This window comes from Streptomyces sp. NPDC006368 (assembly GCF_040612535.1).
Lineage (GTDB): Bacteria > Actinomycetota > Actinomycetes > Streptomycetales > Streptomycetaceae > Streptomyces.
Genome location: NZ_JBEXQK010000002.1, coordinates 1 through 23,494 on the forward strand (window position 1 = coordinate 1; position 23,494 = coordinate 23,494).

Annotated in this window: 17 protein-coding genes, 1 tRNA gene and 2 pseudogenes; 3 read left to right on the forward strand and 17 right to left on the reverse strand. The window is 71.0% G+C overall.

The annotated features are described in order from the left end of the window. Nucleotides 1-53: 53 nt before the first annotated feature. The 8 genes from ABZZ38_RS01835 to ABZZ38_RS01870 all read right to left on the reverse strand — a co-directional run bounded on the left by ABZZ38_RS01835 (nt 54) and on the right by ABZZ38_RS01870 (nt 6,782). The gene (locus tag ABZZ38_RS01835; RefSeq protein ID WP_356734662.1) at nt 54-1,265 is read right to left on the reverse strand and encodes a site-specific DNA-methyltransferase; all 1,212 of its coding nucleotides are present in this window, start codon (nt 1,263-1,265) and stop codon (nt 54-56) included. A 238-nt stretch (nt 1,266-1,503) separates the two neighbouring features. Then, on the reverse strand, nt 1,504-2,025 hold the full coding sequence (locus ABZZ38_RS01840) for an ATP-binding protein (protein WP_356734664.1): 522 nt from the start codon (nt 2,023-2,025) through the stop codon (nt 1,504-1,506). Between the two features lie 119 nt (nt 2,026-2,144). Continuing rightward, nucleotides 2,145-2,882 (reverse strand): methyltransferase domain-containing protein, encoded by a 738-nt coding sequence (locus tag ABZZ38_RS01845; RefSeq protein WP_356734666.1) that lies wholly within the window; start codon nt 2,880-2,882, stop codon nt 2,145-2,147. Nucleotides 2,883-2,945: 63 nt separating this feature from the next. Next, a complete protein-coding gene (locus tag ABZZ38_RS01850) occupies nt 2,946-4,340 on the reverse strand; it encodes a hypothetical protein (protein ID WP_356735250.1) in 1,395 nt (464 codons plus the stop codon). A gap of 2 nt (nt 4,341-4,342) precedes the next feature. Beyond that, nucleotides 4,343-5,107: a hypothetical protein gene (locus ABZZ38_RS01855; protein WP_356734668.1), complete on the reverse strand. Its 765-nt coding sequence runs from the start codon at nt 5,105-5,107 to the stop codon at nt 4,343-4,345. A 39-nt stretch (nt 5,108-5,146) separates the two neighbouring features. Further along, nucleotides 5,147-5,731, reverse strand: a complete 585-nt coding sequence (locus ABZZ38_RS01860) for a hypothetical protein (protein WP_356734670.1) — start codon at nt 5,729-5,731, stop codon at nt 5,147-5,149. A gap of 161 nt (nt 5,732-5,892) precedes the next feature. Beyond that, nucleotides 5,893-6,192 (reverse strand): hypothetical protein, encoded by a 300-nt coding sequence (locus ABZZ38_RS01865; protein ID WP_356734672.1) that lies wholly within the window; start codon nt 6,190-6,192, stop codon nt 5,893-5,895. An 80-nt stretch (nt 6,193-6,272) separates the two neighbouring features. Further along, a complete protein-coding gene (locus tag ABZZ38_RS01870) occupies nt 6,273-6,782 on the reverse strand; it encodes a nucleoside-diphosphate kinase (protein WP_030344300.1) in 510 nt (169 codons plus the stop codon). A 407-nt stretch (nt 6,783-7,189) separates the two neighbouring features. Here ABZZ38_RS01870 and ABZZ38_RS01875 point away from each other — a divergent pair, with 407 nt between their 5' ends. Continuing rightward, a complete protein-coding gene (locus ABZZ38_RS01875) occupies nt 7,190-7,849 on the forward strand; it encodes an NUDIX hydrolase (RefSeq protein ID WP_356734674.1) in 660 nt (219 codons plus the stop codon). Continuing rightward, a complete protein-coding gene (locus ABZZ38_RS01880; protein ID WP_356734676.1) occupies nt 7,846-8,259 on the forward strand; it encodes an NUDIX hydrolase in 414 nt (137 codons plus the stop codon). The genes ABZZ38_RS01875 and ABZZ38_RS01880 overlap by 4 nt, the downstream gene beginning before the upstream one ends. 135 nt (nt 8,260-8,394) lie before the next feature. Here ABZZ38_RS01880 and ABZZ38_RS01885 read toward each other — a convergent pair whose 3' ends face one another. Together ABZZ38_RS01885 and ABZZ38_RS01890 are read right to left on the reverse strand one after the other, a co-directional pair. Further along, nucleotides 8,395-9,222: a hypothetical protein gene (locus ABZZ38_RS01885; protein ID WP_356734678.1), complete on the reverse strand. Its 828-nt coding sequence runs from the start codon at nt 9,220-9,222 to the stop codon at nt 8,395-8,397. A 157-nt stretch (nt 9,223-9,379) separates the two neighbouring features. After that, nucleotides 9,380-10,213 (reverse strand): annotated as a pseudogene (locus ABZZ38_RS01890) (mobilization protein); the annotation flags it as partial. On the opposite strand from ABZZ38_RS01890, the pseudogene ABZZ38_RS01895 reads away from it, so the two are divergent. Continuing rightward, a pseudogene (locus ABZZ38_RS01895) lies at nt 10,211-11,329 on the forward strand (site-specific integrase); the annotation flags it as partial. The pseudogenes ABZZ38_RS01890 and ABZZ38_RS01895 overlap by 3 nt on opposite strands. Nucleotides 11,330-11,451: 122 nt before the next feature. On the opposite strand, the gene ABZZ38_RS01900 reads toward ABZZ38_RS01895, so the two are convergent. The 7 genes from ABZZ38_RS01900 to ABZZ38_RS01930 form a co-directional block, all read right to left on the reverse strand. Continuing rightward, nucleotides 11,452-11,525: transfer RNA gene (locus ABZZ38_RS01900), tRNA-Thr, on the reverse strand. A 115-nt stretch (nt 11,526-11,640) separates the two neighbouring features. Continuing rightward, the gene (locus tag ABZZ38_RS01905) at nt 11,641-13,185 is read right to left on the reverse strand and encodes an alpha/beta hydrolase (RefSeq protein WP_356734680.1); all 1,545 of its coding nucleotides are present in this window, start codon (nt 13,183-13,185) and stop codon (nt 11,641-11,643) included. 62 nt (nt 13,186-13,247) lie between these two features. Then, nucleotides 13,248-14,453 (reverse strand): DNA polymerase III subunit delta', encoded by a 1,206-nt coding sequence (locus tag ABZZ38_RS01910; protein ID WP_356734682.1) that lies wholly within the window; start codon nt 14,451-14,453, stop codon nt 13,248-13,250. 91 nt (nt 14,454-14,544) lie between these two features. Further along, the gene (gene tmk / locus ABZZ38_RS01915; RefSeq protein ID WP_356734684.1) at nt 14,545-17,727 is read right to left on the reverse strand and encodes a dTMP kinase; all 3,183 of its coding nucleotides are present in this window, start codon (nt 17,725-17,727) and stop codon (nt 14,545-14,547) included. 232 nt (nt 17,728-17,959) lie between these two features. Further along, nucleotides 17,960-20,803 (reverse strand): type I DNA topoisomerase, encoded by a 2,844-nt coding sequence (gene topA / locus ABZZ38_RS01920; protein ID WP_356734686.1) that lies wholly within the window; start codon nt 20,801-20,803, stop codon nt 17,960-17,962. Nucleotides 20,804-21,185: 382 nt separating this feature from the next. Next, nucleotides 21,186-21,383 carry a hypothetical protein gene (locus tag ABZZ38_RS01925; RefSeq protein WP_356734688.1) on the reverse strand — a complete coding sequence of 66 codons (198 nt, stop codon included), beginning with the start codon at nt 21,381-21,383 and terminating at the stop codon, nt 21,186-21,188. Nucleotides 21,384-21,963: 580 nt separating this feature from the next. Beyond that, a complete protein-coding gene (locus ABZZ38_RS01930) occupies nt 21,964-23,484 on the reverse strand; it encodes a class I SAM-dependent methyltransferase (RefSeq protein WP_356734690.1) in 1,521 nt (506 codons plus the stop codon). Nucleotides 23,485-23,494 lie beyond the last annotated feature (10 nt).

Here is a 23,494-nt window from a genome sequence, read left to right on the forward strand (position 1 = left end):
CTCGCTCTCCGCTTCGCCTTGTGGCTGATCCTTCCGCCCCCTCCTCCACGCCCCTAGTTCCTCGTCCTGCCCCCGTGGCCGGGGCGGGCCCCCACCTTCTCCAAACGGGGACGGGTGAAGGTCTCAGCCGTCTCTTCGAGGATCTCGGCAGTCACCCAGCGGCGTTCCATCTTGTGCGCTACGGCCGCGGTGGTGCCCGAGCCGGCGAACACGTCGACGACAATGTCGCCTGGGTCAGTGGCGATCTGGATCACGCGCTTCAAGAGAGCCTCAGGCTTCGGGGTCGAGAAGATCCGCGACCGGTCGAAGAGCTTGGTCACCTCGGCCTTCGCCTGGCGGTTGTCGCCGACCTCGTCGTGCGTCCAGAAGGTGGTAGGCACGAGGCCACCCAGTTCCGACTGGAACCGCTTTCGGAACGGGAAGGTGCGCCCCGTCTTCCCCCACCAGAGCCGGTTGTCCTCACGCAGTGCGTCGAATGTCTCCCTCGAGCACGACCACCAACGGTTGCCTCGCGGGGAAAACACATCGCCGTGTGGACCGACTACCTCATAGCGGCCGTCCTCGTATGCGTGGGAGGCCGTGAGGTCCGACCTGCGCCAGGGGCCACGAGGGTCGTTGTCCGGGTTCCAGAACTCCTGGTCGCTCAGCTCGGTGCGATCGATCTTGTTGAGCACAAGATCGCTCTTGGAGCGGGCGTAGACGAGGAGGTAGTCATGCACTGAGGAGAGGTGCTGGGCCGAGTTGTTGCGAGCGTGGATCTTCTGCCAGACGACAGTCCCGACGAAGTTGCCGCGTCCGAAGACCTCGTCCATGAGAACACGGCAGTACGCCATTTCAGCATCGTCCAGATGCACCCAGACCGATCCGCCAGGGGCCAGAAGGTCACGGATAAGAAGGAGTCGGTCACGCATCATCGTGAGCCAGACAGAGTGCTCAAGCGCGTCGTCGTAGTGCTGGAAAGCCTGGCCCGTGTTGAAGGGCGGATCGATGTAGACGAGCTTCACCTTGCCGCGGTAGTGATCCCCGTACTCTGGGTTACGGACCAAGGCATGCAAGGCGTCGTAGCTGTCGCCATGAATGAGAAGGTTGTCAGCTGCCGTGCCGGTGACATCGCCGGCCTTGCCGGCTTCCTGCAGTAGGCGAACTTCCGTAACCCGCGGGTCTTGCCGTGAGACCCACTCGTATCCGCCGTCCGCTGTATTCCGCAGGGCCTCATCCCTGCCGACCCACGACAGGGTCAGGCGCCCACTCGTCACCCGCGACACTCCCATGCACCTCGATCGGCCCGCGATTCAGACGCAGACCACAACACTCACTGCAAAGGTACCGGCCGCCGCCGACAGCGACGGGCGGTTGCGAGTCGTCGGAGCTGCGGTTCTACGGATAGGCACCGTCGGCGGGTGCAGTGTGCGGTGCCTCACAGCCTCAGGCCGGCCTTGATAGGGCTACGAGGTGCAGCGCTCTGACGCTTATGTGACTGCCGTGTGGTGATCAGCGGGGGTCCTACAGATCGCGAAGCGCTACGAGAGCGCGCCCCATCACGAGTGGGGTGATCTCTGAGCCGCCCGACTCTCTGAGCGCGGCTCTCGGATGGCTGGGCACTTCGGCCCAGACGACCTTCCCAGTGAGCGGCTGCGTGGGGAAGTAGCCCCAGCGGTTGGCCATTGCCTGGATAAGGACGAGTCCGCGGCCCCCGGTGGCACTGGCGTCGCCGGCGCGAGGTACCGGCGGTCGGGGGTCAGGGTCACTGACCGCGAGGATGATGCCGCCGTCGGTAGGCCAGAGCCTGAGCAGGATCGTGCCGATGCTGGCAGATTCGGCAGCCGTTTCCGGTGTCCCGGCGAGGCGGGCGTGCTGGATGGCGTTGGTAACCAGCTCCGAGACGAGGAGCCGGGAAACTTCGATTCCCTCGTCGGGGAAGCGCCAGCGCTGGAGGATGTCGACGGTGTGGCGGCGGGCCCAGGCGACGGCGTTGGGGGTGGCGGCGAGGGTCAGCTCGCTGATGGACGGTGGGACCTGGTTCATGCGGGTGGCTCCCTCGGCGGCGTGGCCGGGCGGGTGCGGGGCGCTGTGGCGTAGGTGGAGGCCCGCGAGTCCGGGGCGGCTAGGGACGGGTCGTCCCGGACCCGCGGGCTGCTGAGGGGCTACTTCGTGGCGACGACGTAGACGCTGCCCCATCGGCGCTTCGGATTGGCCATGGCGGGGTCGAACGTCCAGGGCTCGACGGTGGTGAAGCCGGCCTCGGTGAAGAGCTGGACAAGCTTCTCGTGGTCGTACGCCCACAGGTGCGGGGTGTACGTGGGGTCGTCGTCCTGGTCCCGGAAGACGAGATTCACGAGGTCGAGCCGGGTGTTGATGTCGCCACGGCAGTCGCGCTTGGCGTACCAGCGCTCGATCATCTCGTCGGTGGTGTCCATGGGCCCGGGGTACTGGCCCAGGGCGAAGGCAGCGTCGGGAACGCCGGTGACGATCCGGCCGCCCGGGACGAGGACGCGGTGGGCCTCGCGGACGTAGTGCTTGGCCGAGCGCGGGTAGTCGATGTGCTCCAGGAAGTGCTCAGAGAAGATCTCCTCGGTGCTGTCGTCCTGAAGGGGGATGCCCTCGCGGATGTCCCAGAGGAGGTCGGCCGGCGGGACGAGGTCGATGTTGAAGAAGCCGTCGATGCGGTGGGCTCCGCCGCCGATCTGGACCTTGGCGGGCTTGTCGTCGATCCGGCCGTTGGGCCAAGCGCGCCGGCTGGCGTGGTGGTAGCGGTGGAGCTCGATCTCCTTGGCGGCGGCCCGAAGGTTGCGGGCGAGGCCGTGGGTGGTGGCGGGGTCGGCGAGGACGGAGGCGATCTGCTCGCCGAGGAGGTCGACGGAGGGCATGCCGGAGGGACTCATCACGGATCTCCTGCGTGTGAGGTTGCTCGGGGTGGGGTGGGCCGCGAATGGCGGCGGCGGTGATCAGGTGGCGCTGGGCGCGGGGGCGGGCCACTGGTTGTTGCGCATGAGGGTGTATTTGATGTCCACCAGCCGCGGGGCGATGGTCAGCGCGAGCTCTTCGGCCGGGTGGAGGTGACCGGCATCGTCCTGCTCGGCGCGCCAGACGCGGTAGTCGAGGTTGGGGTAGGCCGGGTTGATGCCGATCTCGCCCTTGGGCATCGTGCCGTTGAACGGGGCGACGATGTCCATGTGGTTCCAGTAGTTCCAGGCTTGCAGCGCCTTGTGTTGGTCGAAGTAGAAGTAGAAGTCGGGGTAGCGGCCGAAGGTGCGCAATTCCCGGTGGATGAGGTGACCGAGGAGCGGTCCGAGCTGCGTGGCCAGGGAGTCGAACTCCCAGCGCTTGTGGTGCCAGGCTTCGGGGGCGTCGCCGGGCGCGAAGAGGCGGGCGGCGACGAGGTAGCTGATCCGCTCGACCAGGTACGCGCTCGCGTGGCTGGTGTCGATGGTCGGGTCGACTCGGTGGATGAGCTCGGCCAGCTGCTTCGGACGGGGACGGAACCTTGCGAGGTCGAACTTGCCGGCCATGGCCGGGAAGGAGGCGAACAGCATCTCCTTGTACAGCCAGTTGTTCAGCTCGCCGAGCTCGGCCAGGCGCCGGGTGTGGTTAGACGTCGAGTGAAGCATCAGGTACTCGGCGACCGCTTCGAAGTACAGATAGCCGAGGATCGGCAGGCGGGGGATCGTCTCGTCGAGCAGCTTGAGGAACGGCTCGGCATCGACCTGGGTGCCCTGGTAGGCGACGGCGGCGGCGGTGGCGAGGAATGCGGCTGAGTTCTTGACCCTGCTAACGACGGTCTCGCGCAACTGGTGGCGTTCGTTCTTGCTCAGCAGGTATTCGAGGTGGCTGTAGATCTGCAGGTGGATGAGGCCCAGCCGCAGGTAGTCCACGCCGGCGAGCCCGCGGTACGCCTGCGGTGGGGTGTCGATCTCGAAGATCAGCGGGGTAGGGATGCGGTCGGTGACGCCGAGCTTGGCCAAGAAGGTCGGCGCCTCCTTGGTAAGGACGTAGGAACCGAGGTTGTGCATGCGAAAGCCCTCGTCGGTCGCGGTGAGCGGCGCGCAGTAGATGCTTCCGACGAGGCAGCCGCCCGACGGGTAGAGCACTCCCTGCCGGTTGATCTCCTCCAGGGCGTGGGTGACGTGCAGCAGGTGCAGCTTGCCGTTTCCGCTAAGGGCCTCGAAGAGGGCGTTCTGCCGAAGCAGGTGGCCGTTCGGGGCCTCCTCGGCGAGCCGTCGTTCCCAGCCCGCTGTCTGGGTGGCGAGCGGGTCGGTGAGGTCGGAGGGGCTGGGGATGAGGGTGGAGTCGAAGAAGGCGTGGGCGTCGGCCCACAGGTGGTAGGCGTCGAGGAAGTCCATGGTCACACCAGGCCCTTCTCGGCGAGTGCGTAGCGGACGGCTGCCGTGCCGCTGGCCCCGGCGAGGTAGGCCCGCTCCGAGACCAGGACCAGGTCGAAGGCGAGGTGACGCAGCTGGTCGAAGGCAGGCTCGCGGACGTACCGGGAGTCCGGCCACCACTTCAGCTTCGGCAGCCGGTAGCGGTCCAGGGCATCGGCCGCCTTGACCATGTCGGTGATGCGCTCGGACCGCACGTGGTCGGACTTGTCGTCTGCGGTGAACGCCTCGTACGGAATGTCGTGCAGTCGGACGGCGGTGGCCGCCTGCACGATCCGTCGGGGCGTGGCGGCGAGGCCGAAGTGGCCCCAGACGGTGTCGGCGTTCGCGGCGAGCCAGATGGCCGCGCGGGCGCCATGTCCGCGGTCGTCCTGGTCGTGACGCCGCTGGCAGTCGTGTACGGCGGCGGCGAGGATCGCCGTGGCGGCGTCGGCGTCGTCGAGGCCGTTGGTCTCGGCGAGGACGGCGGCGAGCGCCGCCGTCCTCATGGCGTGCCGGACGCCGTGGAGCGACGTGTACAGCCGAGGGTCCGCCCACCATCGGGTCGGCAGTCCGCCGTGTGCGAGCAGCTCCTTCGACTGCGCGCGCAAGACCGGCGCCGAGGGCGGCGGAAGGTCGGGCCTGCTGTCTCTGATCCACGCGACGGTGGCGTGGTCCATGTGCTGGTGGAGCGGGAGCTGCCCACGGGCAGCCAGGTCGATCAGACTTGCGGTCAACGGGGTCGTGCTCACTCGTGCCCACCCCCTTGGTGGTCTCCGCGGTGATGTTCCCTACCGGATCGGCGCGGCCTGCTGTTCGCGCTCCTTGCGCTCCTTCTCGGCGGCCTCGAAGGCGGCCGTGAAGTCGGCCAGCTCCTCCTCCGTCATCAAGGTCACCCCGAGCGCCCTGGCGACGTCCGTGATCTTGGCCTCCGCCTCGGCGCGGGCGGCGTCCGAGGCGCCGTCCTCCAGCAGCACCTCGAACTCGGCGTGGTAGCCCCACGCCTCGCTCCACTTGACCGCGATCTCGACGTCGTCGAGGCGGAAGTTGTGACGGAAGTTGAACGCCTCGTGCATCGCCGACTCGAACCCGAGCGCGTTGAACACCTTCACCGCAGCGGGAACGTCGGCGGGCGCGATGGCGAACTCGGTCTCCGCGAAGGCTGCACCCTGCCCGATCTTGCTCCCCTTGAGGGTGATCTTGGCGGTGCCGGCGGCGGTGTTGTCGGTGACCTTCAGGAGCTGGTCGGGGAGTACGTAGAAGTAGATGTGCTTGTCGTCAGGGCCCAGGTCCTCCCCGTCCGCCTTCAGGCGGGTGACGAGCTGGTCGTGGACCTCCTTGGTGAAGCGGGCGCGCATCTCGATCTCGACGGCCACGGGGTTGCTGCCTCCTCGTTTCAGGCATGGCGAAGCCAGCCGGACCCTGCCTTGCGGGGGGCCTGTCCGGTCGGGCGATCGCTATGGGATTGGTGGTCGAGCGCGGGGGTGATGCGGCCGATGCGGGTGCCGGCCGCATCACCCCGGTGGATCGGTGGGTGTCAGCCGAGGGTGCCGAAGCGCTCCTCGATGACTCCCGAGTGCAGGTAGGTCGGGAGCTGGACGCCTCCGACCGACGTGCGGCCGGTGGCGACCTGCTCCTCCGTCTCGCTGGGGAAGCCCTCCAGCAGGCGCAGGCACTGCTGGGCCCACTCACGCGAGGCGGGCCAGTCGCCCAGGTCGCGGTGGCGCACGGCCAGGGCGTACGCGGTCTCGGTGGCGGCCCACCGGTCGGTCGCCAGCTCACGCTGGAAGATCGACTCCAGCTCGTCGGTGGAGGCCAGGCGGGTCTGGTTGGTCATGGTGCCCTCTCGGTTCAAACGGTCGTGCCCCAGTGGTGATCAACGCCCCGGCGTCCCCGCGGTGACGCCGTGACCCGCTGCTAGTACGTGTAGATCTCGGCCAGCGTCTTGTAGTCCTGCAGCTCGTCCTTGTCGAACCACAGCTCCACCTCCTGCTTGGCCTCCTCCGCGTTGCCGGAGGCGTGCACGAGGTTCGCGACCGCCTTACCCGAGGCGATGCTGGCCGCCGCGCTGTAGTGCGAGAAGTCGCCCCGTACCGTGCCGGCCGGAGCCTGGTTCGGGTACGTGCTGCCGACGATCTTGCGGACGGTGGCGATGGCGTCGAAGCCCTCCAGCACCAGGGCGATCACGGGCCCCTGCTGCATGAACGTCGCCGTGAGGTTGTAGACCTCCGAACCCAGCCGCTCTTCCAGGTCGAAGTAGTGCTTGCGGGTGAACTCCTCGTCCATCCACTTCATCTTCGTGCCGACGATCTTCAGCGCGGCGTCTTCGAATCGAGTGATGATCCTTCCTGCCAGGCCACGCGCCAGCGCATCGGGCTTGAGCAGGACGAGCGTGCGCTCGACAGTGTGAGCCTGAACCTCGGCCATTGACTCCCTTTCGCCTTGCTAGCAACCGAACATGACGGACAATCAGCCGTCATCTGCTGAGGTTACCGGCGCTGGCAGGGCGGTTCGGGCGTGCGGGCAATGCCCCGGACGGGCGAATGCCGACCAAGGTGCGGCCGATCAGCCCACCGAGAGTCCCGATTCGGCCAACTTCTCTGTCTCCGCTATCCGCTGGGGGTGCACACCTAGAATCTCCCTGTGGTCGTCTGGCGCTCTCGCGCCTCTCATACGCCTCCCAGGGACTGAGCCTTTGGCGGGTGATTCCTTGGCCCCTGGTGACTTCGATTCTTCCGGGGCTCTTCCCGCGTGACCATGAAGTGCCAGTGCAGTGGGAGTGCACTTTCGGCGCGCGGATTTCTGCACCGGGGCGGCGACGAGGGGGCAGTCTTGTGGACGTGATCGAGCGCTGGAGCGGCCGGTACGCCTGCCTGCTGCAGTCCGCCCTACGGCTCGGCAACGAACAGTTCGCCGCTCAGCTGGGCATCGCAGTGAGGACGGTGGCCGCCTGGCACTCCGACGCATCCGTCGTGCCTCGCAGGGAGATGCAGCAGCTCCTCGACACGGCCTATGAGCGGGCTCCTGAGGCTGCGCGACAGCGCTTCGCGCTCCTGCTGGCGAAGGAACGGGCCCCAGCGGACTCGACGCCGCCCGGTGCGCAGGCGCTGCGGGTGGCCATCGCGGTGGTCGTCCGCGACAGCGATGTCCTCTTGGTGTGCCGTCGGGACGACGACGCCGCTGGAATCACGTGGCAGTTCCCGGCCGGGGTCATCAAGCCGGGCGGCAAGGCGGAGACCACCACTGTGCGGGAGACCTTGGACGAGACGGGTGTCCACTGCGCGGTCCGGCAGCACCTCGGGAACCGCCTTCACCCTGTGACCGGCGTGATGTGCGAGTACTTCCTCTGCGAGTACCTGGCGGGCGAAGCCAGCAACACTGACGCAGTCGAGAACATCGACGTCATGTGGGTCCCCAGAAACGCGGTGCCTCGCTTCATCCCCGTCGATACGATCTTCCCACCCATCCTGGCCGCCCTGGAGGAGCAGACGTGACGAACCAGAACACGGACGAGCGCCCGGGAATCGCCGCCGCCATCGTCGTGAACGAGGGCCGCGTGCTGATGGTGCGCCGCCGGGTCAGCGAGGGGCAGCTCTCCTGGCAGTTCCCGGCCGGCGAGGTCGAGCCCGGTGAGTCCCGCGAGGACGCTGCCGTGCGGGAGACCCAGGAGGAGACCGGACTGACCGTGGCCGCGGTGAAGCTGCTCGGCGAGCGCGTCCACCCGAAGACGGGCCGACTGATGTCGTACACCGCCTGCGAGGTACTGGACGGCACGGCCCACGTCGCGGACACCGAGGAGCTGGCCGAACTGGCTTGGGTCACCCATGGCGAGATCCCGGAGTACGTGCCGTATGGACTGTTCGAGCCGGTACAGGAGTACCTCGATACAGCCCTCCTCCCCTGAAAGGCCCTAGTGCCAGGGCCATGCACGCGGCAGAACGCAGCAGCCTGATGTAGGGAGCACGTCAGTAGGCCGAGTCCTGCCACAGCAGCCGGCGCAAGGCCCCATGGAGAGGTACCTTCCATGGGGCCTTAATTCTCAGTCCTCGTAGTCATCGAGGCGCCTCGTACGGCTGTACTCGCGGGCTTCGTGGGCTGTGATCTCGTGCGGGGCGGCGGCGGCCCGGATACGCTCGGCAGCCTCGTCACTCAGGACTCCGCTGGTACGAAGCTCTTCCACCAGCGCCTCCAGCCCTTGGGCGGTTGCGACAGTCCTTTCCGTCGTGCGAGTGAGCTGCGGCTCGTTGATGAGGGCGAAGGACGGCACCTTGACAGGCGGCCTATCTTCATCAGCGACGAGCGTCAGGTTGTGACGTCGGACGCCGACTTCCGCTTCCTGCCAGAGGCACCGACCGAACCGCATTCGGACTGGGTCGTCACTGATGCCACGGCGGACGACATCGAAGTACTCCTGGTCGTCGCGCGCGACGATCAGTTCTTCCAGGCGTGCAACGTCGTCCCCGGAGACCTCCACTACGAAAGTCGCGACGAGCACGTCCTCCACCGTCTCCTTGTACGAGGTCGGTGTCAGGGTGAGGCCGGGAAGCTCCAGCGACGAGACCCGCAGGTCCTCAGCCTCTTGGATCTCGATACGGAAGGTGCAAACCTCGGACCGGTCACCGACGGAGTACGAGTAGCGGTTTCCCGTCACGATCCACGCTGCGTCGGTTCCCAGCAACGGCTGGGCGTCGTCTCCGGAGGAGGCGTCGAGTTCGGCGTTGAGTTCGTCTCGTCTGCGGCCGGGGACACGAAATTCCAGCGCATAGCGGCGAAGCGAGCGACCAGTGTGAGGAGAGACCGCGGCGGGCAAACCTTCTGCTTGAAGCTGCCGGATTTCACCGAGCAGATGGAGCGACACAGTTGTCATGCGTCCACTGTGCCAGCTGGCACTGACAGTGGGTCCGGAGTGCACAGTTACGCAAGCCGCCGACCTCCCCGGCCTCCTCTGCCCTCTCTCTGCCGACGAGCCGTGACCAGGTCGCGTGCGGAGGAGGCATTGCCGGCGGCCAGATAGCCCGGGCACGCTACCTGCGATGCCGATGGCCGTCGCTTCCAAGGCTGGTTGATCCAGGCTGAGCCGCGTAGGGGTACGCCCCCACTGAACGTGTTCCCGCCTGCGCGCTGCGGCGGCGGGCGGCTTCGGCGCGGGGGTTGGGGGCGGGGTTGCGGCTGGTGTGCTGGATGCGGGTGATCAGGACGCGGGCGGGTTGGCGGGCGGTGGTGAGTTCGCGCTGGACGGCGGCCTCCCTGAGGAGCTGGTGGGGTTTGTGGCCGCCGGCCTCGGCGTTGGCCAGGACGGTGGCGAGGGCCGGCCAGGCGGGGTCGGTGAGGATGCGGTCGGCGTGGTCGGGGACGGCGGCCCGGACGTCGTGGGCCAGGGTTCGGCGGACCTGATCGTTCGGCTGGCGGGTGGCGAGGCTGCCGACGACGGGCGTGAGGGCTCGGTCGGCGGCGGCCTGCAGGTGGTGGAGCGTCTGGCGGGCGGCTTCGGCCTGGTGCGCATGGTGCTTCGCCTCGTGCCAGCGGGCGGCGACGATCGTGGCCCAGACGAGGGCGGCCAGCAGGGTTGCCAGGGCGCTGCCGTCGGGGCCGGTGGCGGTGTGGGCGAGGTCGCGGGCCGCTCGGCGCAGGGTGTGGGCGGCCTGGTTCTCGGCGCGGATCTGGGAGCGCTGGGCGCGGGCGAATGCCCGTGAGGCGGCTTGCAGTTCGGCGTGGAGGTGGGCGGGGGCTTTCTGGGCGGTGGCTTCGATGAGGTCGCCGAGCGCGATGATGTGGGCCTGGGCGTGGGTGTCATCGGCCATCCCCTGGTGGAGGGTGTCGAGGGCGTCGATGGCCTGGTGCCAGGGGGTGCTGGGCTGCGTGTCAGCCACCTGAGCGACATGTTCACCGCCATCACCGACGCCAACGCTGAGATCGTGGAGCAGAACGCCCAGCGGCGAGCGGCGGTAGAGGAGTTGGCGACCGTCCCGTGGAAGGGTGTGGTGAACCGCGCTCGCCGCAAGGCCATGAAGGCCGCGATCGACGCCATGCCGCCCTTCCGCCGGGTCACCGGACCGGCCACGCGCCAGCACATCAAGGCCACCCTCCGCGCGGCCCTGAATGACGCCGTCGGGCAGCAGATCATCACGTTCACCCCGGCGGCCCATGTCGAGATCGACCCCGTACGCAAGCCGAAGGCGCTCGTGTGGACGGACGAGCGGGTCGCCAAGTGGGAGCAGACCGGCGAGAAGCCGTCCCCTGTCATGGTCTGGACGCCGGAACAGACAGGCGCTTTCCTCGACTTCGTCGCCGAGGACCGGCTGTACGCGATGTGGCACCTGATCGCCTTCCGCGGCCTGCGGCGAGGCGAGGCGTGCGGACAGCCCTGGTCGGAGACCAACCTCGACCGGCACTCCCTCACGGTCACCGGCCAGCTCGTCCAGGACGGCTGGGAGGTCGAGGCGTCCGAGCCGAAGACGGACAGCGGCTTCCGCGTCGTGGCCCTGGACGACGACACGGTCGACGTCCTCAAGCGGCACCACGAGCAGCAGGAGGCCGCCCGCGCGGAGTGGGGGCCGGCCTGGGTGAACACCGGGCTCGTCTTCACCCAGGAGGACGGCCCCTGGCTCCACCCCGGCAAGGTCACTGACCTCTTCGAGCGGCTCGTCGCCGCCTCCGGCCTCCCGCCGATCCGGCTGCACGACCTCCGCCACGGCGCCGCCACGCTCATGCTGGCGGCCGACATCGACATCAAGATCGTGCCGGACACGCTTGGGCACAGCGACACCCGGATCACGCGTGACATCTACCAGAGCGTGCTCCCCCACGTCGGCAAGAGCGCCGCCGATGCCACCGCGAAGCTCGTACCGCTTCAGCGCAAGGCCGAGCAGGAGGAGCAGGTCCGGAAGGCCGCCAAAGAGGCGAAGAAGGCCGAGAAGGCGAAGGCCAAGGGGAAGAAGAAGGGCAAGGCCAAGAAGGCCGCACGCAAGGGCTGACGGCCGATCCGCTCACGCATCGCTCACGCAAGCACTTCCACGGCATCCCCGTCGTGCGGCTCGGCATGCCCCGGGCATGAAAAAACCCCAGGTCACGGCGAGTGAGTCCTGGGGTGATTCCGAGCCGCCTTCGGGATTCGAACCCGAGACCTACGCATTACGAGTGCGTTGCTCTGGCCAACTGAGCTAAGGCGGCACGCCCCGCGATCCCCTCGGGAAGCCCGTGGGGTGCAGCAGCGTGCCCAAGTCTACACAGGTCCGGAGGGTGCCTCGCACACCCGCGCTTCCCCGGCGGCGGCGGTCGGCGGCGGCTAGCGGCAGCGCTTGCCGTCCGCCGGGACCGTGCCGTCGAGGAGGTAGGCGTTGATCGCCGAGTCGACGCAGTCGCTGCCGCGGCCGTACGCGGTGTGGCCGTCGCCCTCGTAGGTCAGCAGGGTGCCGGAGGCGAGCTGGTCCGCGAGGGCCTCGGCCCACTTGTAGGGGGTGGCCGGGTCGCGGGTGGTGCCGACCACGACGATCGGGGCCGCGCCCCTGGCCTCGATGCGGTGCGGGGCGCCGGTGGCCTTGGCGGGCCACTGGGCGCAGTTGAGGGAGGCCCAGGCGAGGCCTTCGCCGAAGACGGAGGACGCCTTCTCGAAGGACGGGACGGCTGCGGTCACCTCGGCCGGGCTGGTGAAGGCGGGCGGCTGGTCCAGGCAGTTGACCGCGGCGTTGGCGTACATCAGGTTGGAGTAGGTGCCGTCGGGCCGGCGCTCGTAGTAGCTGTCGGCGAGGGAGAGCAGGGGGGCGCCGTCTCCGTTCATCGCCCGGGTGAGTGCGTCGCGCAGCAGGGGCCAGGCGGACTCGTCGTACAGCGCGGCGAGCACGCCCGTGGTGGCCAGGGCCTCGCCGAGCGGGCGGCTCTCGCCGGTCGGGACGGGCCGGGTGTCGAGCCGTGCGAAGAACGCCTTGATGCGGGCGGCGGCCGCCGTGGGGGTACCGGTGCCGAGCGGGCAGCCCGGCCGGCGTGCGCAGTCGGTGGCGAAGGAGTCGAAGGCCCGCTGGAATCCGGCCGTCTGGTCCCGGTTGAGCTCGGCGGTCGGCAGGGAGGGGTCCATCGCGCCGTCCAGGACGAGACGGCCGGTGCGGGACGGGAACAGCTCGGCGTACGTCGCGCCGAGGAACGTGCCGTAGGAGGCGCCGACGTAGTGGAGCTTCCGGTCGCCGAGCGCGGCGCGCAGGATGTCCATGTCACGCGCCGCCTCCACCGTCGAGACGTGCGGGAGGATCCGGCCGGAGCGCTTCGCGCAACCCGCCGCGAAGCGCCGGAAGGACGCGGCCACCAGGTCGTTCTCACGCGGGTTGTCGGGGGTCTGGTCGATCTGTGTGTAGGCGTCCATCGCGGGGCCGTCGAGGCAGTTCACCGGCTCGCTCCGGGCCACGCCGCGCGGGTCGACGGCGACCATGTCGTAGCGGGCGCGGACCGGGGCGGGGTAGCCGACGCCCGCGTACCCCTGGAGGAAGCCGACGGACGAGCCGCCGGGGCCGCCGGGGTTGACGTGCAGCGAACCGAGGCGCTTGCCCGGGCCGGTGGCCCTGATCCGCGTCACGGCCAGTTTCACCTGGTGGCCGTCCGGCTCGGTGTAGTCGAGGGGCACCCGGAGCGTGGAGCACTCGAAGTCGGGGACGCCGCAGGCGCGCCAGCGCAGCCGCTGCCCGTAGTACGCCTTGAGCTCCTCGGTCGAGGCGACGGCTCGCGCCGCTGAGGCGGAGGCGGATGCGGACAGTGCCGTGCCGCCGTCGGTGCAGCCGGCGACGAGCAGACCGAAGGCCGAGAGGACGACGGCGGTGGTACGGAGCAGACGAGCGGAGTTCATGACCGGAGCGTATCCAGGTGGTGACGGATTGTTTCCCTACGCACTCGTATGAGTGACCGCGCTCAGCCTTGACGCAGGGCCACGGTCATCGCTTCCACCGCGAGCAGCGGCGCCACGTTCCGGTCGAGGGCGTCGCGACAGGCGAGGATCGCCTCGATCCGGCGCAGGGTCGCCTCCGGCGTGGAGTCGCGGGCCGTCCGGTCGAGCGCGTCGCGGACGTCCTCGTTGGCGATGGCGATGCGGGAGCCCAGCTGGAGGGCGAGCACATCGCGGTAGAAGCCGGTGAGCTCGCTCAGCGCCAGGTCCAGGCTGTCGCGCTGCGATCGGGTCTTGCGGCGCTTCTGCTTGTCCTCCAGCTCCTTCATGACGCCCGCCGTGCCGCGCGGCATCCGGCCGTTCTGGGAGGCGCCCAGGGCCTGCTTCAGGTCCTCGGTCTCCTTGGCGTCGATCTCCTCGGCGATCTGCTTGGCGTCCTCCGCCGCGGCGTCGATCAGTTCCTGGGCCGCCTTGAGGCAGCCGCCGATGTCGGCCACCCGCAGGGGCAGCTTCAGCACGGTGGCGCGGCGGGCCCGGGCGCGCTCGTCGGTGGCGAGCCGGCGGGCCCGGTCGATGTGCCCCTGGGTGGCGCGGGCGGCGGCGGCAGCGGCCTCCGGCTCGATGCCGTCACGCCGGATCAGGACGTCCGCGACGGCGTCGACCGGGGGTGTACGCAGGGTGAGGTGGCGGCAGCGGGAGCGGATGGTGGGCAGGACGTCCTCGATGGACGGCGCGCACAGCAGCCAGACCGTGCGGGGCGCGGGCTCCTCGACGGCCTTCAGCAGGACGTTCCCCGCGCCTTCGGTGAGGCGGTCGGCGTCCTCCAGGACGATGACCTGCCAGCGGCCGACGGCGGGCGACAGCTGGGCGCGCCGCACCAGCTCGCGGGTCTCCTTCACACCGATGGAGAGCAGGTCGGTGCGGACGATCTGCACGTCGGCGTGCGTCCCGACGAAGGTGGTGTGGCATCCGTCGCAGAACCCGCACCCCGGCTCGCCACCGAGCGCCCGGTCGGGGCTGACGCACTGGAGCGCGGCGGCGAAGGACCGGGCGGCCGTCTCCCGCCCGGATCCCGGTGGACCGGTGAACAGCCAGGCGTGCGTCATCTTCGACGCGTCGGGCGGCGCCGTGCCGTTCGCGTCGGCGGTGACCAGGGCGTCGGCGTCACGGGCGGCGGCGGCGAGCTGCTCCCGGACGCGGTCCTGGCCGACCAGGTCGTCCCATACGGGCATGGGTCACCGCCTTCCTGCGTCCATGCTTCCTGCGTACGTGTCGCTATGGCTTCCCATTGTGGGGGACGGGTCCGACAACGCCGTCCGCCGGTCAGCGCCGGCCGCCGCCCCTGCGGTCGTCCTCGTCGTCGTGCGGCCCGAGCAGCTCGTCCGCGAGCGACGGCAGGTCGTCCAGCGGGGTCTCCTCCGCCCAGTCCGAGCGGCGCCGCGGCCGTCCCCGCTCGTCCACCTGGGGCAGCTCGCGCGTCCGCTCGCCGGGTGCCGGCTCCTCGTCGCGGAAGAACCCGGGCGGCACCCGGTCGGCGGGGCCTTCGGGCCGTACGGGCGGCAGGACGGCCGTCTCGTCGAAGGCACCCGAGTCGTGGACCGGCGGGCGCGCCCCGTCCCGTACCGGCGGCAGGACGGCCGTCTCGTCGAAGGCACCGGAGTCGTGGACCGGCGGGCGCGCCCCGTCCCGTACCGGCGGCAGAACCGCCGTCTCGTCGGCGGCGCCGGTGTCCCGGACGGGCCTGAGGGTCACCGTCTCGTCGATCGCGCCCGCGTCCCGGCCCGCGCCACCCGAGGTGGGCGCGTCGTCCTTGCGCATGTTGATGCGCGGTGCCGGGACCTCCTGGGTCGGCTCGTCCGGGCTCACGACGGGGGTCGGGACCGTGGTGTCGACCGCCGCCGCGGCCGAAGCGGCGGAAGCCGCGGCTGCGGCCTCCGCGAGACGCCGTGCCTCCTCGGCACGCAGCAGGGCCTCCTCCGCCTTGCGCTGCTTCTCCAGGCGTCGTGCCTCCGCCTCCGCGCGCAGCCGCTCCTGCTCTTCCTTCAGCCTGCGCAGCCGCTCCTGCTCGTCGCGGCGGGCCTTCTCCTCGGCCTCGCGGCGGCGCCGCTCCTCCTCGGCCAGCCGGCGCGCCTCCTCGGCGCGGCGCCGGGCCTCCTCGGCCTGGCGCTCGGCCTCACGCTGCCGCGCCTCTTCCTCCTCGCGGCGCTTGCGCTCCTCCTCCTCGGCGCGCAGCCTGGCCAGCTGTTCCTGGCGCTCACGCTCCAGGCGCTCTTCCTCGGCCTTGCGCGCCGCCTCCTCCTCGGCCTTGCGCCGGGCCTCCTCCTCGGCCGCCCTGCGCGCTTCCTCCCGGGCCCTCACCTCGGCCTCGGAGAGCGGCAGCATCTGGTCGAGACGGTGGCGTACGACGGTGGTGACGGCCTCCGGCTCCTGGCCGGCGTCCACCACCAGGTAGCGCCCGGGGTCCGCCGCCGCGAGGGCGAGGAACCCGGCCCGTACGCGCCGGTGGAACTCCGCGGGCTCCGACTCCAGCCGGTCCGGAGCCTCCGTGAACCGCTCCCGCGCGGTCTCCGGGGACACGTCCAGCAGGACGGTCAGATGGGGTACGAGACCGTCGGTCGCCCAGCGTGAGATGCGGGCGATCTCGGTCGGGGACAGGTCGCGGCCGGCGCCCTGGTAGGCGACGGACGAGTCGATGTACCGGTCGGAGATGACGACCGCGCCCCGCTCCAGGGCCGGGCGCACCAGCGAGTCGACGTGTTCGGCGCGGTCGGCGGCGTACAGCAGCGCTTCCGCGCGGTGGGACAGCCCGGCGCTCGACACGTCCAGCAGGATCGAACGGAGCCGCTTGCCGACCGGCGTGGCGCCCGGCTCGCGCGTGACGACGACCTCGTGGCCCTTGGCGCGGATCCACTCGGCCAGCGCCTCCACCTGCGTGGACTTGCCGGCCCCGTCACCGCCCTCCAGGGCGATGAAGAACCCCGTCTTCGCCGGTGCCTGCGCCGGGTCCCCACCGCGCAGCGCGTCCCGCAGGTCGCGGCGCAGCGGCACCCCCGAGCGGTCGTCCGTCCTGGCCAGGACCAGCGCCGCGACGGGCAGCAGCAGCGCGCCGACCAGCATGAGCGTGAAACCGGCGCCGCCGTGCGCGAAGACGAAGTCGCCGCTCGCGAGCCGGTGCGGCCCGATCGCGGCGGCGAGCAGCGGGGCGACCAGCGCGCCGAGGGCTATGGCGACCCGGACGACCGCGTGGAGGTGCTCGGTGACGCGCGGCCGGCGGAACTCCTCCGTCTCCTGATCGATCAGGGTGTGCCCCGTGTTGGCGGCGACACCGGCCGCCAGTCCCGCGCCGAGCGCGAGGAACAGCACGGTCGCCGTGTCCGGGACGAGCCCCGTCGCGAGGAGCGCGACGCCCGTGACGGTGAGGGCCAGCGCCAGCAGCCGGCGGCGCGAAAGCGCCGGGAGCACGGCACGCGCGGACCGGATGCCCAGGCCCGTCCCGCCCGTGAGGGCGAGGATCAGCAGCGCGAAGGCGACGGGACCACCGCCGAGGTCCTTGGCGTGCAGTACGGCGACGGCGGCGGCGGACGCGATGGCGGCGGCGACCGCCGCGCAGGCGAGCACGAGCAGCGGGAGGGCGGCCGTGCGGCCCTTGTCCACACCCCTGCCGGTGGAGGGGCGGCGCAGGCCCTCCAGCGGGGAGCGCGGGCGCGGCGTCTGCGCGTCGGGCAGCTCCAGGAAGTACAGGACGGACACGGAGGCCGCGAAGAGCCCGGCCGCGACGTACGAGCCGAGCGCCGCCTGGTGGGTCGAGAACCACGCGATGCCCGTGCCGAACAGGTTCCCGATGAGCGTGGCGACGAGCAGCGCGGCAGCCGCGCCGGGGATGGCGGCGAAGCCCGTACGCAGGGACAGGCGGCGCAGCGCGTCCATGTGGTCCGGCAGCGGGCGCACGGTCGCGCCCTCCGGCGGCGGGGCGGGCAGCAGCGCGGGGGCGGCGCCCTCCTTGGCGATCGTCCAGAACCGCTCGGCCACCCCGGCCAGGAACGCGGTGATCAGTACGAAGGCGAGCGCCTTGCCGGGCGTCCAGTCGATCCACAGCGGCGCGACCACCAGCAGCCCGACGCGCAGGCCGTCCGCGCCGACCATGGTCCAGCGCCGGTCGAGCGGCCCTGTGGGCGCGGTGAGGGCGGTCATCGGTCCGAGCAGTACGGCGCCGAAGAGGAACGTGGCGAGGATCCGCGCCCCGAACACGGCGGCGACGGCGAAGGCCGCGCCCCGGTAGCCGCCTCCGAACGCGCCCTCGGTGACCGCGGCCTGCAGGGCCAGGAGCACCAGGACGAGGAGGGCGAGGGCGTCACCGACGCCGCCAACGAGCTGGGCGCTCCACAACCGCCGCAGCGGCTGACTGCGCAACAAGGCTCGCACGGCACGCTCGCGGGAGTCCGCGGCAAGTGCGGCGTCGGAGTCTGAGGTGGGGCTCAAGACCGTTGGCTGCTCGGCTCGCGTCATCCCCTCAGCCTATCCGCCCGCACCGACACCCAGTCGTCCCCACCCGAACAAACGACCACGCCCCCAGGGCGGGACGTGGGCCCGGTTACCGGAAGGGCGGGGCCCGGGCCGTGAGAAGGGGGGCGGGCCCGGGCCGACCGGGGATACCATCCCCGACCCGCCCGGGCCCGCTGCCGGCCGGTCCCTACCGGCCCCTGCTCGTCACCACTCGCCCCTACGCGTCCAGCGCGCCCTACTCGTCCGACGACACCTTCGACGCCGCGGCCTTCTTCGCCGCCGTCGTCTTCTTGGCGGCCGTCGTCTTGGCCGTCGTCGTCTTCTTGGCGGCCGTCTTCTTGGCCGCGGTCTTCTTCGTGGCCGTCTTCTTGGCGGTCGTCGTCTTCTTCGCCGCCGCCTTCTTCGCGGTCTTCTTCGCCGGCGCCTTGGCACGCTTCTCCGCCAGCAGCTCGTAACCCCGCTCCGGCGTGATCGTCTCCACGCTGTCGCCCGTCCGCAGCGTCGCGTTCGTCTCGCCGTCCGTGACGTACGGGCCGAACCGCCCGTCCTTCACGACCACCGGGCGCTCGCTCACCGGGTCGGTGCCCAGCTCCTTCAGCGGGGGCTTGGCCGCCGCGCGGCCACGCTGCTTCGGCTGGGCGTAGATCGCGAGGGCTTCCTCCAGCGTGATGGTGAAGAGCTGTTCCTCGTCCGTCAGCGACCGCGAGTCCGTGCCCTTCTTCAGGTACGGGCCGTAGCGGCCGTTCTGCGCGGTGATCTCGACGCCCTCGGGGTCCGTGCCCACGACGCGCGGCAGCGACATCAGGCGCAGCGCGTCCTCCAGGGTGACCGTGTCGATCGACATGGACTTGAAGAGGGAGGCCGTGCGGGGCTTGACGGCGTTCTTACCGGTCTTCGGGGTGCCCTCGGGCAGGATCTCGGTGACGTACGGGCCGTAGCGGCCGTCCTTGGCCACGATGGTGTGCCCGGTCGCCGGGTCCGTACCGAGGTCGAAGTCGCCGCTCGGCTTGGCCAGCAGCTCCTCCGCGAGTTCGACCGTCAGCTCGTCGGGCGCCAGATCCTCCGGCACGTCCGCCCGCTGGTGGCCTTCCTGGTCCTTCTCGCCGCGCTCGATGTACGGGCCGTAGCGGCCGACGCGCAGAACGATGCCGTTGCCGACGGGGAAGGAGGAGATCTCGCGGGCGTCGATCGCGCCCAGGTCGGTGACCAGCTCCTTGAGGCCACCGAGGTGGTCGCCGTCGCCGTTCCCGGCCTCGGCGGCACCGCCGGCACCCGTGCCCTCACCGAAGTAGAAGCGCTTCAGCCACGGCACGGCCTGCGCCTCGCCGCGCGCGATGCGGTCGAGGTCGTCCTCCATCTTGGCGGTGAAGCCGTAGTCGACGAGCCGGCCGAAGTGCTTCTCCAGCAGGTTGACCACGGCGAAGGAGAGGAAGGACGGCACCAGGGCCGTGCCCTTCTTGAAGACGTAGCCCCGGTCGAGGATCGTCCCGATGATCGACGCGTACGTCGACGGACGGCCGATCTCGCGCTCTTCGAGCTCCTTGACCAGCGAGGCCTCGGTGTAGCGGGCCGGCGGCTTGGTGGCGTGGCCGTCCGCCGTGATCTCCTCGGCGGTCAGCGCGTCGCCCTCGGCGACCTGCGGCAGTCGGCGCTCGCGGTCGTCGAGCTCGGCGTTCGGGTCGTCGGCCCCCTCCACGTACGCCTTCATGAAGCCGTGGAACGTGATCGTCTTGCCGGACGCCGAGAACTCGGCGTCCCGGCCGTCGCTCGCCCGGCCACCGATCTTGACGGTGACGGAGTTTCCGACGGCGTCCTTCATCTGGGAGGCGACGGTCCGCTTCCAGATCAGCTCGTACAGCCTGAACTGGTCACCGGTCAGGCCCGTCTCCGCGGGGGTACGGAAACGATCACCCGAAGGGCGAATCGCCTCGTGCGCCTCCTGCGCGTTCTTGACCTTCCCGGCGTACACGCGCGGCGCTGCCGGCAGGTAGTCGGCGCCGTACAGCTGCGTGACCTGCGCCCGGGCCGCCGCGACGGCGGTGTCGGACAGGGTCGTCGAGTCCGTACGCATGTAGGTGATGAAGCCGTTCTCGTACAGCTTCTGCGCGACCTGCATCGTCGCCTTCGCGCCGAAGCCCAGCTTCCGGCTCGCCTCCTGCTGGAGGGTGGTGGTGCGGAAGGGCGCGTAGGGCGAGCGGCGGTACGGCTTGGACTCGACCGACCGGACGCTGAACGACGTCTCGGCGAGCGCGGCGGCCAGGGCGCGGGCGTTCGCCTCGTCCAGGTGCAGCACCTGGCCGGAGGCCGCCTTGAGCTGCCCGTCCGGGCCGAAGTCGCGGCCCTGCGCGACGCGCCGGCCGTCGACCGTGGCGAGCCGGGCGATGAGGGTCGACGGGTCGGACGGGTCACCGGCGCGGCCGGTGGCGAAGGTACCGGTGAGGTCCCAGTACTCGGCGGAGCGGAACGCCACGCGCTCGCGCTCCCGCTCGACGACGAGGCGGGTCGCGACGGACTGCACACGGCCGGCCGACAGCCGGGGCATGACCTTCTTCCACAGGACCGGCGAGACCTCGTAGCCGTAGAGGCGGTCGAGGATACGGCGGGTCTCCTGGGCGTCGACCATGCGCTGGTTCAGCTCGCGCGGGTTGGCGACGGCGGCCTGGATCGCGTCCTTGGTGATCTCGTGGAAGACCATCCGGTGGACCGGGACCTTGGGCTTCAGGACCTCCAGCAGGTGCCAGGCGATCGCCTCGCCCTCGCGGTCCTCATCGGTGGCGAGGAAGAGCTCGTCGGACTCGGCCAGCTGCTCCTTGAGCTTCCTGACCTGGGCCTTCTTGTCGGCGTTGACGACATAGATGGGCTGGAAGTCGTGCTCGACGTCCACGCCGAGGCGGCGCACCTCGCCGGTGTACTTCTCGGGCACCTCGGCGGCGCCGTTCGGGAGGTCGCGGATGTGCCCGACGCTCGCTTCGACGACGTAGCCGGGGCCGAGGTAGCCCTTGATCGTCTTCGCCTTGGCAGGCGACTCGACGATGACGAGTCGGCGGCCGCCCTGTGCGGTCTCGCTGGTCGGGGACAACTTTCGCTCTTCTCTCCGGTCGACGCTCGGTGGCACGTGCGGCGCGGTGCCGGGGGCACCGCGTGCAGTGCTCACGCACTGCTCGCTCTGCTCGCTCACAGCGGTGACGCTGCTGTCGCTGCGGAGTGTGACGGTACAACCCGCCCCCGTGTCAAACGGCAAAAGACCGCAACGGCCACTCGAACGGTAACCCGAGTCCGGGCATTCCTGCCGCCCGGACTCCCGTCGCGCCGCGGAGCCCTTCATTCCGGCGCGGGGGGTCCGGCGCCGTCCGGAGGAGTCGCGATCATGGCCGCCGTCGCGGCTGCCGCACGGGCCGTGCCCGGGTCGCGCCGGGGCGGGGCCTGGGCCGGGCGGGGGTCGTGCAAGGGGCGTGCCGGGGTCAGATCCGGCCGAAGCACCAGACGCCGAGGATGACGAAGGCCGCTCCCATGGAGGTCGCGAATGTGACAGCCGCCACCGGGCTGACACCGTGCGCGACGGGGGCGCGGTGCACCGCCCGTGCCGCGGTCCACATGAGCAGTGCCGCTCCGAAAAGCGTGAACGCCATGCCGGCGAAGATGGCCGGTCCGCTCTCCATCGCCGTACCCCGTCCTGTCCGTCGTGCTCGCGTTCCCCTGGGGCCGAGGCTGACACCTCCGGGCGTCAGCAGCACGAATTGCGGGTGAACGCCACGGGATGCGCCGCACCATTTCACCCACGCGGCGTGGTGGGGAGCCCGGCCCGGGGCGGGGCGGGATGCCCGGGGGCGGGTGCCCGGTGGCCCTCGCGGGGGCGGAGCGCCGCGAGGGGCGGAGGGCCGGGGGCCGGGGCCCGGTCGGGGCGGGGCGGGATGCCCGGGGGCAGGTGGAGTGGCCGGGTGAGCCTGAGGTGAGCCCGGGACCCCGGCGAGCGGAGGGGGCGTCGGGGGCGTCGGGCTGGGTCCGGGCGTGGCGAGGGGGGCGGGATGCCCCGGGGGGTGGGGCGCGGTGAGCCTGGGGTGGGCGGCGAGCCTGAGGTGAGTCCGGGGGCGGGAGCGGGCCCGGGGCGGGGCGGGCCGTGCGGGGGGGCGGATCTTGGCCGGTTTTCCCTCCCCGGGCCCGCGGTCCGGGGAGGGGGCGCGCGGTCACGGCATCCCCGCGGCGTACGGGGCGTCCGCACCGCCGCCGGGGTGCGCGGCGTCACATGGCGGTCGTGGCCGCCGGCTCCAGGAACCCCTCCTCCACGAGCAGCCGGATCGCCTGCGGCGTGCGGTCGCGCAGCAGCACCGGGTCCTCGCCCATCAGCTGGGCGATCGCGTCCAGGATCCGCCCGGCGCTGAGCGTGCCGTCGCACACGCCCGCGAAGCCCGCGCCGACGGCGTCCACCTTGGTGGCGCGCCGCATCCCGCGGTTCTGGCGGAGCACCACATGCTCGGGGTCCTCCGCGCCGGGCAGCCCGACCTGCTCCTGCGTCACCTCGGGGGCGAGCACGAAATGGTCGGCGAGCAGAGCCGCGTCGTCCCGCGAGCCCAGGTAGTCCTGGCGCGCGAAGTGCGCCCGTACCGTCTCACCGAGCGGCTGCTCGACCGGGTGCGGCCACTCCTCGATCACGATCGACGGGTTGTCGGCGCCGGACTTGCGCAGTGTGATCCAGCCGAAGCCGACCGCCCGGGTCTTCAGCGCCTCGAACTCGTCCAACCACGCCTCGTACCGCGCCTCGTACGCCTCCGGGTCGGTGCGGTGGTCCCCCGCGTCCCGCAGCCACAGCTCCGCGTACTGCGTCGCGTCCTGCACCTCGCGCTGCACGATCCAGGCGTCGCAGCCGCGCGGTACCCAGGAGCGCAGGCGCTCCTGCCACTCCTCACCCTCCACGTGCTGCCAGTTGGCGAGGAAGTGCGCGTATCCCCCGTCGCTCAGGTGGTCGCCCGCCTGCTGGACGAGGGTCCGGCACAGGTCGTCCCCGCCCATGCCGCCGTCGCGGTAGGTCAGCCGGGCGCCGGGGGAGATCACGAACGGGGGGTTCGACACGATCAGGTCGTACGTCTCCGCGCCCACCGGCTCGAACAGCGAGCCGGTGCGCAGGTCAGCCTCGGGCGCGCCGGACAGGGCGAGGGTGAGCCGGGTGAAGTCCAGGGCCCGCGGGTTCAGGTCGGTCGCCGTCACCCGCGTGGCGTGCTGGGAGGCGTGCAGGGCCTGGATGCCGGAGCCGGTGCCGAGGTCCAGCGCTGAGGCGACGGGCGTGCGGACGGTGATGCCGGCGAGTGTGGTGGACGCGCCGCCGACGCCGAGGACCACGCCTTCGTTCCTGCCGCTCGCCCCGCTGGCACCGCCCACCGCGCAGCCGAGGTCGGACACGATGAACCAGTCCTGGCCCTCGGGGCCGCCGTAAGGACGCACGTCCACGGTGGCGCGGATCTCGTCACCGTCCTCCACGACCCAGCCGTCGGTGAGCGCCTCGTCCAGGGGGAGCGCGGCGCGCGCCTGCTCGCGCGGCACGGACCGCTGGAGCAGGAAGAGCCGGACGAGCGTGTCGAGCGGCCCGTCCCCGCGGGTGGCGCGCAGGGCGGGCACCGTCTCGCTGCGGGCGAGCGCGGCGTAGGCGGGTGCTCCCAGCCGCTCCAACAGCCCGTCGGCGGTGAAGTCGGCCGCGAGCAGGGCGTCACGGAGGCGGTCGGCGCGGTCGGGCACCGGAAGGCTGGCGAGGAGGCTCGTCGTACTCACCTGTTCATTG

Excerpts from the sequence above, each read along its gene's own strand:
- ABZZ38_RS01840 (WP_356734664.1), bottom strand. The coding sequence starts at position 2,025 with ATGAACCAGGTCCCACCGTCCATCAGCGAGCTGACCCTCGCCGCCACC.
- tmk (WP_356734684.1), bottom strand. The coding sequence starts at position 17,727 with ATGACGCGAGCCGAGCAGCCAACGGTCTTGAGCCCCACCTCAGACTCC.
- ABZZ38_RS01925 (WP_356734688.1), bottom strand. The coding sequence starts at position 21,383 with ATGGAGAGCGGACCGGCCATCTTCGCCGGCATGGCGTTCACGCTTTTC.
- ABZZ38_RS01865 (WP_356734672.1), bottom strand. The coding sequence starts at position 6,192 with ATGACCAACCAGACCCGCCTGGCCTCCACCGACGAGCTGGAGTCGATC.
- ABZZ38_RS01850 (WP_356735250.1), bottom strand. The coding sequence starts at position 4,340 with ATGGACTTCCTCGACGCCTACCACCTGTGGGCCGACGCCCACGCCTTC.
- ABZZ38_RS01870 (WP_030344300.1), bottom strand. The coding sequence starts at position 6,782 with ATGGCCGAGGTTCAGGCTCACACTGTCGAGCGCACGCTCGTCCTGCTC.
- ABZZ38_RS01910 (WP_356734682.1), bottom strand. The coding sequence starts at position 14,453 with ATGCCCGTATGGGACGACCTGGTCGGCCAGGACCGCGTCCGGGAGCAG.
- ABZZ38_RS01905 (WP_356734680.1), bottom strand. The coding sequence starts at position 13,185 with ATGAACTCCGCTCGTCTGCTCCGTACCACCGCCGTCGTCCTCTCGGCC.
- ABZZ38_RS01885 (WP_356734678.1), bottom strand. The coding sequence starts at position 9,222 with ATGACAACTGTGTCGCTCCATCTGCTCGGTGAAATCCGGCAGCTTCAA.
- ABZZ38_RS01845 (WP_356734666.1), bottom strand. The coding sequence starts at position 2,882 with ATGAGTCCCTCCGGCATGCCCTCCGTCGACCTCCTCGGCGAGCAGATC.